The organism is Nostoc sp. DedQUE08 (assembly GCF_034530895.1).
Lineage (GTDB): Bacteria > Cyanobacteriota > Cyanobacteriia > Cyanobacteriales > Nostocaceae > Nostoc.
Window position 1 is genome coordinate 127,874 of record NZ_JAVRCD010000001.1, and the last position, 17,442, is coordinate 145,315.

Here is a 17,442-nt window from a genome sequence, read left to right on the forward strand (position 1 = left end):
CTAATTCGTAATTCGTAATTCGTAATTCGTAATTAAGACAGTTAGCAGCTAATATTCTTTCAAGGTTTAACAGCCAGTTCAATTAAATCTTCAATTTTCTTGATATTTGGATCGCCTGCTAAGTAGCCAATTCCGCGATGCAAATGTAACCGAAATTGGGTAGCAAGGGTTTCTTTGTCAATAGAATAACCGTCATTATGACAGCGTTGCTTGAGGGCGAGGAGGAGTATATCAGACATTTCGCCACCAAAAACGCGCCAACTCATTTCGACATTACTATCCTGGGGAATTGGGACGGGGGAGGGTGTGGTTGCTTCTGCGAGGGAACGACAAAACGCCCAACGGCATAGGATATTCCATTGATCGATTTTGGTGCTGCGCTTAAGTTTGGTAAGTTGGTCTTTGGCTGTTTGAGACAGTTTTATTCTTTCGATTGGGGATTCCATAATAATTCGTAATTCGTAATTCGTAATTCGTAATTGATTTAGACTGATACTGTAATTTTTATTTTAGATGGGGGAAACATAGATATTAAGATTTAAAAGAGAAATCTGGTAACTAATAGTAGCATTACTGATCGGACAAGAAGTTTTGCAGTAAGAATTGTTAAAGCTTGTTGCTTTTTAGAGGAAAAACCTGGTGTTTATAGAATTCTCTCTAAACAATTACTTCGTTCCAGTACTTCGATTGGTGCAAATGTTCGAGAAGCACAGTCTGCCCAATCTAATAGAGATTTTATCAATAAATTAGAAATCGCTTTGAAAGAAGCAAGAGAAACACAATACTGGTTGGAAATATTAATTGAATCCGAATTAGTGGATAGACACAAATTTCAACTACTTCTCCAAGAGGCAAATGAAATTGGCAAAATTCTAGTTGCTTCCACCAAACGACTCAAAGGTAAATAATTACGAATTACGAATTACGAATTACGAATTACCAAAAGTAGCCTGGTTGAATAGTTGTTTGGCGGGTGGAGGAGTCGTATTTGAGGAGATATTCGCGGGCGATCGCTTCGTTTTCTCGCAGTGTTTCTACTTCTTTCTTGCCAATCTCAGTATCTGTAGATAGTAAAATTACTTGATGGCTAGCAGATGGAAAGTAACGTTCAACTAAGTTGTTGCGATGAGAGGAATCTAGTCTACCTAATGGTGTATCGATTGCTACTGGGAGGCGGTGTCCAGAGACTTTGGCTAAACCCCAGAGGAAGGCGATCGCAAGTAATTGTTTTTCACCTGCTGATAAACGATGTTTAGGAACAGGTTTACCATTTAAATCGTATAGCAAAAGGCTGAAAGTCTTAGTATCAATAGTGATGCGATGCACTAAATCTGATTTATGCAGGAGATAAAGAAAGCAATTTTTAACTTCTTCTTCTAATTTATTGAGTTTTCGCAGAGTTAATTTTTCCCGAAAAGTCTTGAGTGTTTCTTGAACTTTTGCTGCTGAAGTAATAATATGTTCGCTATTTTTATGTTTAATATTTTCGACAGTATAATCACTTAATTCTTTTTTTGACTTGGCAATAATAGTTTCTAATTCAGCTAAACGGCGGCGGATTGTTTCGTAATTTGCTTTAGCTTCAACAACTTGATTTTGTGCCGTTTCTAGTGCTTGACGCAGCTTTGTATAATCTTCTGGTGCTGCTGCTGTTTGCACTTGTCTTTCTAGAGTATGAATTTCTTCTTCTTTATTTTTGAGAATACCTAATTTCTCTTTTGCAGAAAGTTTAGAATTTTGTAAGTGATATATGAGATTATCTAGCTGACTTAAGCTTTCATCATCAGCTAATAGCCAAGGTGCTTCTATTTGGATAGTCTTGGCATATAAATTATCTACATCTTGGACTAGAAAAGATTGAATTTTTTCAACTTGAATCGGAGAAATTTCCCCTTGATTTAGCCAAGCGAGTAAGCGCTGATCTCGCTCAATTAACAAATTTTTAGAAATTTGTACCTGTTGATGGCGAAATTCCTTTTCTCCCTGTGCTTGTACCTGATTAAGCAAATTGGGAATTAATGCCAGAGGTAAAACATCAGCCGCCAATTCACACATCGATTGACGTACTTGTTCGATTTCCGCAGTTTTTGTATCCTGTTGTAGTTCTAGTTGATTGCGTTCTGCGGCAATATTCCCACCTTCAGAAATGAATTTATCAAAGGCTTCTTGCTGCTTTTGTTCTAAGTCTTCTACCTGATTTTTGAGAGTTTCTAACTTTTCTTCTGTTGTTTGATAATCTTCTTGCTGTTGGGTTAACCTAGTTTCAATTTCCTCTAGGTTTGCTAAATCTTTACTATTACCAACTTCTTTAAGTTTACGGTTAACCAAGATATCTAAATCAACTGCTAAACGATCTGCTAATTCTAAACCTAAAAGTCCGCGTATCGCATCTACTACAACTGGTGGTGGTGTTTCCTGTTCTGCGAGTTCTTTAACTTGTTCACCATCAAAGAGAAATAAGTTAGAAATACCTAATGGTAGGAGATTTTCAATATATTCATCCCAAATATTAACTAAAGCATCAGGCCAGGTATCACTGTCACCTAAAATACCTAATGTATCTTTCCCGTCTTTAGGATTTTTTGTCCAACTACGCACAACACGGTATTTTATTGGTTTATCGTTTTCAATATGTTCAAAAAGTAATTCAATCCGGGTATCTGCAATTGGATCTATTTTGTTGTTGACACATTGATTGAGAAAATCGCTATAACTTAAATTCCCACGGGTAGAACATTGGGCGCGGGGGCCATAAAGAGCGAGACGAATGGCATCCATAAGGGTAGTTTTTCCGCCGCCATTCATCCCACCTAATAAGATAATTGGGTGTGAGGTTTCCTCATCAATTTTTGGGTTAAGGTTGATTACTTGTTTTCCACTATAGGGGCCAAAGTTTTGTAATACGAGTTCAAGAAATATCATTGATTTTTAAGAGTGTGTTTGAAAAGTTATATGGTGTGATTTTTTACCCCCCTTAATCCCCCCTTATAAAGGGGGGAAACAAGAAAATCAAGTTCCCTCCCCTTTATAAGGGGAGGGTTAGGGTGGGGTAAAATATTTGATAAATCAATCACGACTTTTAAAACATCCTAAGATTAACATGAGTTCAACGGCGATCGCAGAAGCAGAAACTTTGCGATCAAAGGAATCAGATAAAATTAATTAGATGATTTTGTCTGATGCATTGAGAAAAAATATTGTCTATGAAATATAGATAATACCATCACTAACTGTTAAGAAATGCGATTGCATCTGTCTCGGTGTTGGTAAGCGTGGCTAGATTTGCACACCTCCAGCTTGAAAAATCTGTTCGGCGGTTAAATTCAATTCTGGGAAAGTAGGGGAGACAATATGGGTATCGCCTTTAAATTGAGTAACTTGGTACTCACTATCAATTAATTCATAAATGGATATAGTAGGCAGTTTAGGATTACCAATAAACTTCCTAGCACCTATAGCCGCGTAATCTATAATCCAATATTCGGGAATACCTATAGCCTCATAATCAGCTAATTTTTTGTAGTAATCATCTCGCCAATTAGTACTAACAACTTCAATAACTAAGGGAATAGATGTAGCTTGAGATACAGTTGATTCTTTTTTCCAGAAAGGCTCATTCACTAAATTTGGTCGATTGATTATTAAAATATCTGGTGAATAAGCTGATTCACCTTCAAATGGCTTGACTAATACAGTTTTTGGAATGAAGTAAGGAAGTTTTTGTCGCCCAATTTCGATAGATATATTTAGCGCCAAAAAACCAACAACATCCTCATGATCTCCTACTGGTTGAGCTATTTCAACAATCACGCCATCATGTAATTCGTATCTTCCACCTTCAGGCCGCCAAGCTGCAAAATCTTCAAAAGTTACTAATTTGTGTATGGCTTGAATCATAGAACCTCGCTTGTTTTAAAATGATCAAACTTTGTCAAGCGTTCTTTAAGTAGTTTGTTGACTCCCATCTTCTATTATTCTGAGTTTTCCTTTTTGAATTTCATACTTGCCCAAGTTACCTCTTCATCGCTTTCACTTTTACCTTCATCTACTTCATTGATTGGTGCAACATCGCCCAAAGTCATCTGCTTGACTTTTGCAACATCACCTTGACTAACTGCTTCGCTTAACTCGCGTTTCAAACGAGCATTTTTAATCGCATCTTCTGGGGAACGGGAACTTGTATTAAAACATTTTTCTAGGGTTTCGTATATTCCCACGCGACGAGTCTTTTTGCGATACTGGCGTTCTGTGTCTAACAATTTCGCCATGAGTTCCAAGTGCATCGCGTCACCTTCACAGATTTCTTCTAATACTATCCACTCATCACGACCTAGTAAGCTATAGTCAGCACCAGGACGGGGATCTTGAAATTCTTCACCAGTCACTTCTTGATAAATCCGGGGTAAGCTATCATCAAATTCGTGTTTTTCTTCTAGCCAAATGCGGCGAATTTCACTCATTTCTTCTAGAGTAATTAGGGTGATGTCGCGCATATTTTCTGGCGCTGTACGACGAGTTTTTGTTTGCGCTTCTAATAATCGTCTGAGCCAATGTTCCCGCCAAAATTTAGTATAGGGGCCGTGAATTGGTTCAATAGAGGTTTCACCATCTACATGGCGTTCAAAAAGTTGGACTTCTCCCCAGATGCGACGGAAGTCTCTTTTATCGCGGTCATCTCTATTATCTAATTCATTACGGATATCTAATAGAGGCTGCATCCATTCTTTTTCTTCATCATTTTGAATCATTGCCTCCATTGATTTATCTTTACTAACAATTGTGCAAACCCAGCACCCAAATCGAGAATCACCACAGCTAGCAGTCGAAGTATCAACAACTAGTGGACATTCATTATCTGCTGTAGCACCTCGATACATAGTGAACAAATCTTTGTTGCTATATCCCCAAGGGTTTTGCCATTGATTTAGGTAAATCCAAACTTCATCAGTACGCCAGTCTTCAATAGGGCTATAAATTAAAGAATTAGGCAAGCTTGCACTATGGTAAAGCAGAGATGTATGTGAACTTGAATCAGAAATAAGACGATCTTTAAGGCTACCTGCTTGATGCTTTTCCATTGAGATAGCACGTTTGACACTTTCAGCCTTGCGCGTACCTAAAACAAGAATAACTTCCCCATTTACTCTAACCACATCACGTATAAAGTGGTTAGAAGGATGAATTTTTAGACGGTCTGTACACCAACGAAATTTTCCTCGCGGCGTTGGATAACCTTTACCAATCAAGCTTACCCAGAATGTCTCTTTGATTTCTGGGTGTAATAAATGTGGTTCAATGGGCATTTTCTGTTCTTGAGCAGCAACTTTCATCCTTTCTAAGGATTTGCGTACCCAAACAGAGACTACAGGGTTTTCTACCAGTGTGTCAGTTGTAATAACATGAATAGTCTTTTTTCGCTTTTCAATTGGTAGTGCTGCGATCGCATTCCAGATAAGCTGTAAAGTGGCAGTACTATCTTTACCACCGGAATAGCCTACTACCCAAGGTATCTGGTCTAAACAATACAATTCTTGAATTTCAGTGGTGAGAGCTTGGATGTATTCCACTAACTCTGCTACAGTACGTGTTTGCTGACCTTTATTTTCTGCTTGTTGTGCTGTAGTCATTTCTCCTTCTCTCTGGAAACCTGGCGTAATATTCGGGCGAATAGAATTCGCGGCTATATAGACAAAACCCACCGACCTGGGCTGAAGAAAAGTTTTTAAAAACTTTACTACTAATATCCAAATTTTTGGATAATTAAACGACATAATCCTATTCTGTTTTTAAAATTAACATGAAAGATAGCGCATCTGACCCCACTGCTGACATTGCTAGAGAATACCTGGAACGGGAAAACAAGGAAAAGCAGGTACTAGCATTACTCCTAGAGAAGTTTTTAGGGAGAAAAGATCAGATTCTCGTTCAAAAAACCGAGATGGGTGGTACTGAGGCTTATGTTAGCTCTGTTACATTGGAATGGTTCGCAGGTCGGGTTCACTTCGCCTCTGGCTTACCTTTGTTTCAAAAAAAGTACAATCCTGAAACTGATAATGTCGAGATTGACGCAGATAGTATTGATGAAATTCAGCAACGTCCGCTTGATTGGTCACGTCAAGCACCGCTAGTCCAGTATTTAGCGGCTAGAGACAATCATAAGTTTCCGCCGGTGCTAGTGGTGATTAATCAACCGTGGGTGGATAATCCCAAAGCTGCTGAGTGGGATAGTGAAGGACGCGCTACAAAGTCTACGACTGATTTTATACCCCTAGATAAAGACGGTAAGGTAGGTCTGCTAAATATTTCTGAGGATGATGTAACTATTTATGCACTAGATGGGCAACACAGATTAATGGGGGTTCAGGGGTTGATGGAGTTAATCAAAACTCGTAAACTCCAGCGATATAAAAAAGATAAAGGTGCTGATGACAGTTTTATTACAGTCAATGATTTGATAGAAAAGTACCAAGTAGACCTTGCTTACTTGCAAAATTTACCCAAGGAAAAAATTGGTATTGAGTTTATCTGTGCGGTAGCGGCTGGGGAAACTCGCACCCAGGCGAGGCGGAGGGTAAGATCGATTTTTGTTCATGTCAACCTGATGGCTGCACCGTTGACTAAAGGGCAACTAACACAGTTGAATGAGGATGATGGTTTTGCGATCGTTGCTAGAAAAATTGCAGTTACACATCCACTATTAGAACAACGACAAGAACGCAATCCCCGCGTTAATTGGAATAGTGCAACAGTGGCTTCCAATTCTACAGTTTTGACGACATTGCAAGCTCTACAAGATATGTCTGAGCGATATTTGGCTCAAAAGTTCCCCCACTGGAAACCCTTGGAGAAAGGTCTAATACCCATGCGTCCAGAAGATGAAGAACTTGAGCAGGGAATTCAGGAATTTAGCAAGCTATTTGATAATTTAGCTAGTCTTTCAAGTTATAAAATTTTAGAACACGAGGATACACCAGCTTTGCGGCGCTTTAGCTTTGAGAAAGATGGAGGTGAAGGAAATATGCTTTTCCGTCCGGTTGCTCAAGTTGCATTAGCGCAAGCTTTAGGAATTTTGGTATTTAAAAAAGGTTTTTCCCTAGCAGATATTTTTAAGAAGCTGCGGAAGTTCGACCAACAAGGCGGCTTTAGTGGTATGGAATATCCCCAATCTCTCTGGTATGGGGTTTTGTATGACCCAAATAAAAAGCGGGTGCAGGTTGCTGGACGAGATTTAGCGGCGAAGTTATTGGTTTACATCCTGGGTGGAATTCAGGAACAGATGGAACGTGCTGAACTTCGTAAAGCTTTGGCGGATGCTAGGACTGTGGAAGATAAAACTATAAGTTTTGATGGCAAGCTTGTTGAACCGAAAGCGGTAGGACTTCCACCTATCCTGTAATTATGCTTGAAATATATTTTGGCGATGCCATTGCAGTGCTTCTAGTTCTGGAAAGTGTTGCTCTGTATTTGGTAGAAGTATTGTTTCACCATGAAAATCTTTCATAGGTTTAACATGGGGAGATACTTCTACTAAATCATTACTAACTATGATTTTGTATTGTTTATCTACAGTAAACCAACCCCTATCAAATGCCCAATGATGATTTTTGCAAAGAGCAATTCCATTATTAATTTTGCTATCATAAAACTGTGAAAATGGCTTAATGTGTGCGCCATCCACAATATTTTGATTTACTTTTTTAGTTACTTTGAGTCCACAAAAAGCACATTTGTAATCATAAATATGTATAATTGCTGTCCTAAAAAAAGCATTTCTAATAACTGCTCGTTTCCATCCCCATCTGGGATTAGCCTCTAAATTTACTGTTTCAATTAATTTTTCTATCTCTAACGGATCATCTTGAAAAGCTTGATTTATTTGTAAAATCGCTTCTATATCATTTTCATTATCAGAAAAGAAAGCTGTCACAAGTGCGTCAATTAGTTCTTTTCTAGAAGATTCATCTTCCAAAAAGTTAAATAATTCATTGTCTAGATATGCGTATTCAACAGCCTCTTTTAGTTTGTTAATTGTTTTTGGCTGTAACCCATTAAATTCAGGCTTAAATTTTAAGTACCAAAAGCCCTCATTTTGGAGATGGAAGAAAGGATAGTGTAAGCCACCTTTGTAAGACGGAGAACCAATTACATTCCAATACCTCTCAAATGTTTGAATTAATTCGTCGGAAACGGGAATTTCATTCGTAGTATTAATACCTCGCGCAATCAAATCAATTACAGATAAAAGTAGGATTGGTTTATATTGAGCATTACCACGTTTTCGGCTAATTCTCACATTTAATTCAGCAAAGCGTTGACAGTAATAAGTTATATTTTTCATATTTAATAACTTAATTAAGCAAGTAAAAAAATCAATTTAAAAATTTACTCAGGTCAAATTCTTCTTCTAACTGTTCTTTTGTCCCTCTTTCAGAAATCAGAACTAATAAAAGTCGCTCTGAGTAGTCAACAGAACCTCGCAACTCGTTTTGTAAAATCTCCAGTCCTCCATTAGCATATTCTTCAAATATTTGAGTACGTTTATCTTCATCTTGTTCTTCTCTAGATGAAAGTATATTGATATCTTTAGTTTCATTTATTGCTAATAATTTAATGATTAGGTCATATCCTAATGAAGCAAAATTTTCTTGTGGGATTGGAGATGGTTCTCGTTTTGTGGTTTCTCCCAAAGGAACCCGCTTTTTATATTTAACGCCTAAAGCTGCTGCAAACACCATTACTTCTACATAAGTCTGAAAAGGCCCAGTTGTGTCTTTTGATGCTACTAGAGATTTCACTAACTCAGCCTTATCTTTAGCAACCCTAATTCTATTTGCAGCCATGATATTAATATTTACATTGTTGCCATCTTAACCGACAGCGAAAAGCGATCGCTACGTTTACGCAATTGCCAAGGTATGATTTGATGATAGTATGTGGGCGATCGCTAAACAAACACTAAACAAACAAATTATCCACTAACATAGTCCATCCTGGCACTGCGGGTTCAGCTTCAGCTACCTCACCACGGCGATAAACTTGCGGTTCTTCAGGATTACTAGCACGATATACTCTAATAACTTCCTCTTTAAGCACATCTACATCCCAAACTACCAGCGTACCAGCCGCAAAATAATCACGGCGTTTACTAGCCATATCTATCTCAGCCTTATCACCGTAATCATTTTCACTTCGCACCTCAGCAGCAAATATAGGCGCACCATTAAGAAACTTCCCACCTGTAGGTTTGCCAGTATAAAATGCAGCATCAGGACTTAAAGAACGGCGGTTAGGAAGATTGACAATAAAACCGACATTATCAGGCAAAGCATAACCACTTTTTTTCAGACGTTCATAATCCCGTAAACTTGCATAAATTTCACCACCTGCACGTCCTGGTAAAAATCCAGTTGGAGACATCAGCACCAATTTTCCATTGACAATCTCTGCTTTACAATTGTCAGGTAAATGGTACAAATCTTCAATAGTTGCTTCAGTTTTAATACTCATAAAACTCCTAATCATGAATCGAAGATAATCCTAATTTAAATAGGAAACTGAACGTCTTCATAAAGCAAAGAAATAGGAAAGTGAAAATCAACGCTAGTTAAATGAACTTCATCCCCTTGTTCATAAGGATGTAACTCCCAAAGTCCTCTATCATTTAACCGGAAGCAATCTAAACCAATTTTTTCAGCATCGATAAGGACGTATTCTTGCAAAGTCTGAATGCGACGATACCGCGTAAATTTTGTACCTCTATCGTAAGCTTCTGTACTTGGGGACAGAACTTCAACAATTAAACAAGGATATTGGAGAAATTGAATAGCTTGTTTATCTCGTTCATCGCAACTCACCACAACATCAGGATAATGAAAAGGCCCCTTTTCAGATACACCTACTTTCCCATCCGCCATATTCACACGACACCCACTTCCTCGCAGCTGACTTTTTAACGCTGAAGCTAAGTTTAAAGCAATATCATTATGGGGAAGAGTACCCTCAGTCATAGCGAAAACTTCACCATCAATATATTCATATTTGATTTCTTGGCGTTCTTCCCATTCCAGGTATTCTTGGGGAGACATATAATTTCCATCTGGACTCGCAACCATAACTTTATCCTTTAAAGATTACGTTCAACCGCGATAATTTTAGTATACTCAAACTCGTTCGGACTTTGTTTCACCAAAGGATATCTTTCCCCACCCAACTCAATATAATCTTGTTCGCAATCCGGCTTAGAAGAATAATACGTAAGCACATATTCTCTACCAATTCTGTCTGTCATTTCTGCTTCTACTTCACCCCGCCATTGAGTCTTAGTAACTAAAACTATCAACTGATTCGCTAATTGGGGAATTGTCTTCGCAATGTGTCGCCGCGAATTCTCATCCAAACTTCCAAACGGCGAATCCATCACAATTGGGAAAGTACTACTATCGGGAATCATCATCATTTTTCGTTTCTCACTCCATTCCCGCACTTTGTCAATGATGCTGGCTATAAAAGATAAACTGAGAATTTGATTCTCCCCGGTAGAAGCTGCAACTGGCGCTTCCACACCTGTAGTATTTTCTACTAATGTCAGTTCATATTTATCGCTAATTTTAGGGATGTATGGAGTAACAGAAATCTCAGTAAATATTTCTTGCACTCTCTTTTCTAATTGCAGACGAAATTGTTGTTCTTGACGATTTCTAACTTCTGTTAACCGTTCGATTGCATCTTGAGTAGCGTTAATTCGTCGTTGTGCTAGAGTTTGCTTGTCTTCATTCAGCTTTTGCTTGGCGATTTGTTTGTTTAAACCTTCAATCTCAGTTGTGAGTTGAGCAATTTGCTGCTGATTTGCACCCTGTTCTCGATTCAATTCATCAATTTTATTTTCAATTTCATCTAAGCGTTTTTGTAAACTGCTAATTTCTTCATTAGCATCTTTTCGCAACCGTTCTTGAATATTGTCTAAATCGCCTTCAATTTGAGATATGCTTTGCCTTAACTGATTAATTCTACTTTGTTCTCTATCAACTTCTTCCCAAAATCCTATTGCTTGCTTATCAATTTCATCTACTTGTGCTAACATCCGAATTGCAGTTTCTTCTACCGCCGAAGAACCTGCTTTATTTAGCCAGTTACTCACATGAGTATGAGAATGATTACCCTCGTGTAATTCTGCGCCACAAATACAGCGCTGAGAATTGAGTAAATCATTCACAAATTCCCGCGAAATCCCTGATGTTAACTCGCCTCGCGCCTTCAAATCATTGATAATTCCTCGGAACTGGGATGTAGTTTCTGAGAGTAAAACGGTATAACCCCGCGCAGAAATAACTTTTTTGAGCGCTTCCTTCGTTTTTTTATATTCTTCTTGATTCGCTGTTTTCTGCGATTCTAAATTTTGCCATCTTTCTTGTAATTCCTTAGCAGCACTCAGTTCTCGCAAGCGGTTACTTGTCTCTTTTTTAAAAGTTTGTTGATATTCTAGCTCTTCTTTAATTTCAGTTTGTCGCTTGGTAATGCGTTCACGCTCTCGTTCTATCTTTTCTTGCTGTCGTAACAATTGTTTAATTTCAGAATCACCAATCGCTTTTAACTCATTTTCTAGAGTTTTTTTAGCATCTCCTAAATGTCTGATGGAACGGTTGATTACTTCTACACCCAAGAAAATTTTTGTAGCTTCAGCAATTTCAGCTTTTTTATCAGAACGAACTATTTCTTCAATTCGTTCGCCGTCAAAGAAAAAATATTGATGTAAAGTAGCGGGTAAAATTTGATTAATTATATCGTCTGGTTGCTGAATTGGTATATTCCATTTGCCATCATCCGCACCAACCCACATCGTTAATTGAGTTTTGCCAGCGTCAAAATCACCTTCGCTTTTATAACCCCGACAGGTGCGTTTAACTCGATAGCGTTTACCTTCATGTTCCCAGCCAATCTCTACCCAACATTCTACAGCTTGACCTTTTTGAGCTTCTGCGATCGCACGCTTATTTACTAACTGTTCTATCGATGCAAATGCTGCACTAAATTTTTCATATAATACCCAAGTAAAGGCATTTAGTAAACTGGTTTTTCCAGAGCCATTATTACCATGAATAATCGTTGTGTTTTGAATATCTCCACTAGCCAGAAGCATCTCTGGTGTCGTACCATAAAAGGAGCGAAAGTTGCAGAGCTTGATTGAAGTCAGCTTCATCGCACCTCTTCCTTAATAATGTCTAAAATATTATCATTTATATGGCTGTTAATCTTTTTATCTAGTCTGCCTTTTTCCAGCTTCCATACCCGCTCAATAATTTGCCGTACTTCCGGCGGAGCGCTGTTTATTGGCTCCTGCACATCATCGATATTCGCATCTTGTGACATCTTCGGTTTGGAAATATAGTTTTTCTATATTTTAACTTTTTCTAGTACTGCATTTACCTCCGTAAAGCCACTGTTAGCGTTATCTTTAATTTTGTAAAAACTATTTTTTTAAATTTATACTTTTCTTTGAAAAAAGACTTTATTCTTGAATTGTCTTCTATTATTAATATTAACAATCTAGATCGTAATGGGATGTAAGCAGAATTTTTAAAGCTATTTACATTCTATTATGATCTAATTCATGATTTTATTATTTCATACTTAATGCTTGTTTTTTAAAAACTCGAAAAATTTTACAAAAAAATACAACTATATAGTTCACCATCAAATATCTAATAAACCATATCGTTTTTGTAAATCAAGTAACTTCATTCTTGCTTCACCAGCGTTATCAGCTAAATCAGCAAATTCCACAAAGCGACGCAATTCCTTTTTCAATAGATTACGTTCAACTTCTATAGTTTCTCTATCTAAATCTGGTGGTAAAACAATCATGTCAAATATAGTGGCGCGTTCTTTAGCTGGATGAGGGCGCAAAACTCGCCCCCGTCGCTGAATAAATTGGCGGGGATTTCCAGAACTTGATAAAATCACCGCAGTTTGAATTGCCGGAATATCGACGCCTTCATCTAAACAACAAATTGCGACTAAACCTTGCAACTCTCCACTTTCAAATTGATGCCGTAAAATTTCCCTTTCTTGTAAAGTTGTTTGAGCTGTATAGGTGCTTACCTTGTACCCTAAATCCACCCCCAGGATTTTAGCAACAGCTTTAAGTTGGCGTAGAGATGAACGTTGTCCCGCATCTTGGGAAACGGGACAACTGGGTTTAAGACTGGTATCCTGTAGATATTAGGTAACTTTGCCTTGTACTTTTTACTAGAGGATTACTAGATGCAATCAAAACGCCCAAGTAACAAGCATTCCAGTCAATTAGCCGACATCAGGGTAGGAACCGACAAGGGTAGCTTGCGGTTACAGTTTTCTACCAAGGTCAGTCAACAGTTTTATGGCAAGCGTCAAGCTTATAAAGGACTAGGCAGAAGCGATACGCCAGAGAATCAACAGTGGGCAGACGGTATAGCCAGAAGAATACAAGCCGATATCGACCATCCAGATGGTGGACTGTTTGACCCTACCCTTGCTAAGTACATGGACATCAAGCCGATGTTAGCCACTGTTACTCATCTGCCTACTGCAAGGGCACTGCCAACACTAAGGGAACTATGGGATGAATTCGTGGAATGGAGGCTCAAGACTCAGCAAATAGGTGAGAGTACTTATATCGGCGCTTACAAGGATAAGCACGAGCATACATTACGCCCGTTTATGGACAAGCCCTTCGATGAAGTAACCGCGAACGAAATCATTACAGAGTTGAACAGTAGAACCAAGAATCGCAAACAAATCAAAACTCTGTACGGAATACTCTCTCGATTATGTCAATGGGCAATTAATAAAAAATCGGGTGTTTCAGAGGATTATTTTTCGGAAATAAAATCAAGCTACAGACTTCCTAAAAAATCAAAGCAAGTTTCGGAACAAGAAGATTTCGTGGCTTATACCAAGGATGAAAGAGACTTAATAATTAACAGTTTTTATGCTTCAGATAGAAAAGGGGAAAGGATACTAGCGCCTTTGGTTGAATTTTTATTTCTGACTGGCTGTAGACATGGTGAAGCTTTTGCGCTGCAATGGAAGGATATTAAGTTTGACACTGGATGGATAGTATTTGATGAAAGTTATAGCACTCACACAAAAGTACTAATGAAGGACACTAAGACAGGTGTCATTAGATGGTTCAAAATGAAGGGGATGAACAGACTAATTGATTTATTGAAAAACTTGTACGGGGAAGATAAGAACCCCAATGATTTAGTTTTTACGTACAAAAATGAACGATGCGACACATACAAGATTGGTACTTACTGGCAAGGCACGAATGTAGTCAGACCATCTGGTAAATCGTATCAAATACCAGGTGTAGTCACTCAATTAGTTCAGTCTGGACAATTGGCACATTACCTCAAACCTTATTCAACACGACACACCTTCATTAGTATTCAGGCTAACAATGGCACTGACTTAGCGCTATTAGCTGATAGCTGTGGGAACAGTGTAGATATCATTATCAAACATTACTTACAGCCAGACAGGGAGCGAGTTTTACTAGACATCTAACACTGATAGGCATTGCCGATTGATGCAAAAGGAATGACATCTAACAGCAATAAAACAATGTTGACATACAAAGAACTTTGCAAAACAAAGCCATCTAATAAATTCGTTATTAAACACTCTCACGAGCATCAAGTCATTGAAATGAATTGTCAATATAAAGAGGTGACACATCATGAGACATCAGAAGGGTATATTGTTGTGGAGTATAAACGACTAAAGGCGGTCACTCGTGACAAGATACTCTCATCCTTAGCTATTATGTACGTCAATGGGTACTCATCTCGCATTGGTGGTTACAGCAGTAGCGAATTAATCTTTGACTATGAAACCAGAATAAATGATCGAGTTATCGTCGGAGTTCATATCAGGGATATTGAATACTTTATAAGGAAAAATGAACGCGGGATAACTCCTGAGCAACTAGTGAAATTATTGAAACATTACAAACACCTTCCGAGCGACTACCAAATAAAGGACGACAAAGCTAAAGCATCAGTAAGAACAATTCAACAAACCATTGATTGAATAAATAATCCGAAAACACTACCTCAAGCTTGGCATCAAGAGAATAAGCCTACCCGCAATTGTGAAGTAGCAAGGCATACCCATAAAAAACGGGTAACACCTTAGATGCTACCCGCGATACTATCCAAGATGACACCGTGGGATGTCATCTTTTTTATGGGGTATACCTACACTGGCATTAACCAAATATCCACCCTTTATTGGCAAAAAAACAACAATCCCAACCTTGTGCAAGTGAGCAAACTTTAACACCTAGCGCCAGAATCGCCTTTAAGGCACTTGCACCAAGTTAACGGTAGGTTTTGACGCTTAAGTGTGTTGATGGTCAATCACGGCATTCACAGACGGTGATTTTCTCGCGCTAGATCAAAGTCCGGATAACGATGAACTTAGGAGTTGCTTTTCAGTCGCGAGTTAAAAACCCCAAAAACACGGAGCCATGAAGCCTCCAGCACAAAAAGTTATTCTAGAACCTTAAGGTATTAGAAAAACATTTTCTTCTAGCGATCGCCTAACTCACAACAAACCGACTGAGGGTTAAGGCTCAATCGGGGAGAGTTAGTGGTGAGTGAGCAAAAGCTAGTCCCTAGTGTGTTGAATCTCTCTCTTTATCGCAGCCATTAAGTAGAAACGACTTCCACTGCTCTGCTGTCATGTGTGGATAGTCTCGCGCTAACTCTTTCGCCCTTAACTCAAGCATCATCATGCGCTCATCATCGCTATAAATGTGTGGTCTTGGGTATGTCGCAAAATGGGTGTTATCGCGGGTAACACCTTCGATGCTACCGAAGGTGACACCCATTTTCCAGGGGTCGTTAGCGTACTCTATATCTAAGGGTTCCTCATCTGGTAAACTCATAGGAACTTGTCTTAATACTGCACTTATTAATGATTGTGCATAGTCTTCAGCCCACATAGGATCTATTTTGCAACATACAAGCTTTTGTCCATTCCAAGTTAAAGACAGTAAGCTGTATTCATTACATATTTCTCTTATCCAGCAATTCAAAGAACCTGAGCAAAAAATGAAGGTAATAGGTCTATAGAACTGTACGATATTGTTTTTCATTGTTAGTATTATTGTTGTTGCCAGAATGAATATTATTAGCACTGGTTTTTAGTGCATAGGACTCTCTCATTAGTTCGCAGCTATTGAGAGAGTCTTGTTATTTTCGATGCCACTAAGTCACATCTGCGTGGTTAACGAAAGAGGTTCATCTACTGGTACACCACTTAATTACTGCTTCCCAAAAATCCTTGCTTCCACCACGAACACTTAGGTCACGGTGGCAAGCATTGTTAAAAGGGTGGATATGTAGAGTGATGTAATCTCTGATGTCTTTTGGCTTGTGGTGTAAAGCAATTTCATCTAATGCGTGGGAAGAGTAACACTTGTCTCGAAAAGCTAAAAGTGCTTTGTTTTTCAGTGCGAGATTTTTAGTACAAACAGTTTTTTCATTAGTTGGTGCAACATAGGTAAAATCATTTACCGCCGGCTTCTCATCACATTCCTGATTTGATGCCACATCATAGGCAGTATTGTTGCAATACATCGACGCGTAGTCGCATGCGGCGGGTAATCCACTTGTGTTACTAGAGTTTGGAGGGTTACTAGTGTTGATGGATGATAATGTTATCATGGTATTGATTGTTAAACTTTTTTTGTTTCCCCTTTGATAGCTGGTAACTATGAAAGGGGAATTTGAATTAACGAACTAGAGAAATCAATCATTTACAAGACTTACTGGGATCGCAATTCCTCAGTAGGTCTTTCTTGTTCTTGGTTGTCTGCGTAAATGTTAGTGGTATCGATACCTAGTCTGTTTAGAAGGAATCTAAGCACTGAAACAAGTTTACGGGCTTGCTCATAGCGTGGTGATGTGATCTTCTCTTCACAAGTTCTTTCCCATATATCAACCTCTTTCTCTAAGTCAATTAAAAGTAGGTAGATATCATCTAATTTGTCAGCAATAGAGATTGGGACATATTTTTGCATTACCTCTCCTGCATACTTCTTCTTTCTACCTGAACCCGGCTTCCTTGTGCCTGTTTTTGGAACACCTCTAGGCATTGTTTTCTTCCTTCTCGTATGCGAATAAATGTCGGTCTGGGTCGTGTCCGTTATCAATGCTTGTTTGGACTGCTTCAATTCGATTTTTTAGTGCTTTATAGCGCTCATCAAGTTCGGTAAAGTTTTCAATTATTGTTTGAGGTGTTACCTCTTCATCCGTTAAGCCCATAACAAGAGCAGCAAGCCTTGTAGACTCGATACTTAATTGAAGTGCTTGGGACTGAATAGTTTTAAATTTGTACCCTGGCGAGTTCATAACTTCCTCTCAATGACAGTAGTTTCAAGTGACAGTGGTTTAT

The 17,442-nt window shown here is 38.5% G+C and carries 18 protein-coding genes and 1 pseudogene; 4 read left to right on the forward strand and 15 right to left on the reverse strand.

From position 1 onward, the window contains the following. Positions 1 to 59: 59 nt before the first annotated feature. Positions 60 to 446 carry a DNA sulfur modification protein DndE gene (gene dndE, locus RMY64_RS00505; protein WP_322669915.1) on the reverse strand — a complete coding sequence of 129 codons (387 nt, stop codon included), beginning with the start codon at positions 444 to 446 and terminating at the stop codon, positions 60 to 62. A 105-nt stretch (positions 447 to 551) separates the two neighbouring features. Here dndE and RMY64_RS00510 point away from each other — a divergent pair, with 105 nt between their 5' ends. Beyond that, positions 552 to 908 (forward strand): four helix bundle protein, encoded by a 357-nt coding sequence (locus RMY64_RS00510; protein WP_322699085.1) that lies wholly within the window; start codon positions 552 to 554, stop codon positions 906 to 908. 28 nt (positions 909 to 936) lie between these two features. Here RMY64_RS00510 and dndD read toward each other — a convergent pair whose 3' ends face one another. The 3 genes from dndD to dndC all read right to left on the reverse strand — a co-directional run bounded on the left by dndD (position 937) and on the right by dndC (position 5,627). After that, entirely contained in the window at positions 937 to 2,922 is a 1,986-nt protein-coding gene (gene dndD, locus RMY64_RS00515; protein ID WP_322699005.1) for a DNA sulfur modification protein DndD, read from the reverse strand. Between the two features lie 354 nt (positions 2,923 to 3,276). Next, complete coding sequence (locus RMY64_RS00520; RefSeq protein ID WP_322669918.1) at positions 3,277 to 3,897, reverse strand: Uma2 family endonuclease; 621 nt, start codon at positions 3,895 to 3,897, stop codon at positions 3,277 to 3,279. A gap of 74 nt (positions 3,898 to 3,971) precedes the next feature. Beyond that, positions 3,972 to 5,627, reverse strand: a complete 1,656-nt coding sequence (gene dndC / locus RMY64_RS00525; RefSeq protein ID WP_322670044.1) for a DNA phosphorothioation system sulfurtransferase DndC — start codon at positions 5,625 to 5,627, stop codon at positions 3,972 to 3,974. A 170-nt stretch (positions 5,628 to 5,797) separates the two neighbouring features. Between dndC and RMY64_RS00530 the strand changes: the two genes are divergently transcribed. After that, positions 5,798 to 7,396: a DGQHR domain-containing protein gene (locus tag RMY64_RS00530; RefSeq protein WP_322669919.1), complete on the forward strand. Its 1,599-nt coding sequence runs from the start codon at positions 5,798 to 5,800 to the stop codon at positions 7,394 to 7,396. On the opposite strand, the gene RMY64_RS00535 is transcribed toward RMY64_RS00530, so the two are convergent. The 7 genes and pseudogenes from RMY64_RS00535 to RMY64_RS00565 form a co-directional block, all read right to left on the reverse strand. After that, positions 7,397 to 8,338 (reverse strand): HNH endonuclease, encoded by a 942-nt coding sequence (locus tag RMY64_RS00535; protein ID WP_322669920.1) that lies wholly within the window; start codon positions 8,336 to 8,338, stop codon positions 7,397 to 7,399. A gap of 31 nt (positions 8,339 to 8,369) precedes the next feature. Next, on the reverse strand, positions 8,370 to 8,840 hold the full coding sequence (locus tag RMY64_RS00540) for a DNA phosphorothioation-associated protein 4 (RefSeq protein ID WP_322669921.1): 471 nt from the start codon (positions 8,838 to 8,840) through the stop codon (positions 8,370 to 8,372). Between the two features lie 115 nt (positions 8,841 to 8,955). Next, positions 8,956 to 9,507, reverse strand: a complete 552-nt coding sequence (locus RMY64_RS00545) for a Uma2 family endonuclease (protein ID WP_322669922.1) — start codon at positions 9,505 to 9,507, stop codon at positions 8,956 to 8,958. A 35-nt stretch (positions 9,508 to 9,542) separates the two neighbouring features. Next, positions 9,543 to 10,112 carry a Uma2 family endonuclease gene (locus RMY64_RS00550; RefSeq protein ID WP_322669923.1) on the reverse strand — a complete coding sequence of 190 codons (570 nt, stop codon included), beginning with the start codon at positions 10,110 to 10,112 and terminating at the stop codon, positions 9,543 to 9,545. 11 nt (positions 10,113 to 10,123) lie between these two features. After that, positions 10,124 to 12,196: an AAA family ATPase gene (locus tag RMY64_RS00555; RefSeq protein ID WP_322699006.1), complete on the reverse strand. Its 2,073-nt coding sequence runs from the start codon at positions 12,194 to 12,196 to the stop codon at positions 10,124 to 10,126. Beyond that, complete coding sequence (locus RMY64_RS00560) at positions 12,193 to 12,366, reverse strand: hypothetical protein (RefSeq protein WP_322669925.1); 174 nt, start codon at positions 12,364 to 12,366, stop codon at positions 12,193 to 12,195. The genes RMY64_RS00555 and RMY64_RS00560 overlap by 4 nt, the downstream gene beginning before the upstream one ends. Before the next feature lie 324 nt (positions 12,367 to 12,690). Beyond that, positions 12,691 to 13,179, reverse strand: a pseudogene (locus RMY64_RS00565) (helicase-related protein); the annotation flags it as partial. Positions 13,180 to 13,260: 81 nt separating this feature from the next. Between RMY64_RS00565 and RMY64_RS00570 the strand changes: the two are divergent. Next, on the forward strand, positions 13,261 to 14,547 hold the full coding sequence (locus tag RMY64_RS00570) for a tyrosine-type recombinase/integrase (RefSeq protein WP_322699007.1): 1,287 nt from the start codon (positions 13,261 to 13,263) through the stop codon (positions 14,545 to 14,547). Positions 14,548 to 14,580: 33 nt separating this feature from the next. Beyond that, positions 14,581 to 15,072: a hypothetical protein gene (locus tag RMY64_RS00575; RefSeq protein ID WP_322699008.1), complete on the forward strand. Its 492-nt coding sequence runs from the start codon at positions 14,581 to 14,583 to the stop codon at positions 15,070 to 15,072. Positions 15,073 to 15,658: 586 nt separating this feature from the next. Here the strand turns inward: RMY64_RS00575 and RMY64_RS00580 are convergent. The 4 genes from RMY64_RS00580 to RMY64_RS00595 all read right to left on the reverse strand — a co-directional run bounded on the left by RMY64_RS00580 (position 15,659) and on the right by RMY64_RS00595 (position 17,399). Continuing rightward, positions 15,659 to 15,988 (reverse strand): hypothetical protein, encoded by a 330-nt coding sequence (locus RMY64_RS00580; RefSeq protein ID WP_322699009.1) that lies wholly within the window; start codon positions 15,986 to 15,988, stop codon positions 15,659 to 15,661. A 298-nt stretch (positions 15,989 to 16,286) separates the two neighbouring features. After that, the gene (locus tag RMY64_RS00585) at positions 16,287 to 16,625 is read right to left on the reverse strand and encodes a hypothetical protein (protein ID WP_322699010.1); all 339 of its coding nucleotides are present in this window, start codon (positions 16,623 to 16,625) and stop codon (positions 16,287 to 16,289) included. 188 nt (positions 16,626 to 16,813) lie between these two features. Then, complete coding sequence (locus RMY64_RS00590; protein ID WP_322699011.1) at positions 16,814 to 17,143, reverse strand: hypothetical protein; 330 nt, start codon at positions 17,141 to 17,143, stop codon at positions 16,814 to 16,816. After that, positions 17,136 to 17,399, reverse strand: a complete 264-nt coding sequence (locus tag RMY64_RS00595) for a hypothetical protein (protein ID WP_322699012.1) — start codon at positions 17,397 to 17,399, stop codon at positions 17,136 to 17,138. Before RMY64_RS00595 ends, RMY64_RS00590 begins: the two co-directional genes overlap by 8 nt. Positions 17,400 to 17,442: the final 43 nt, after the last annotated feature.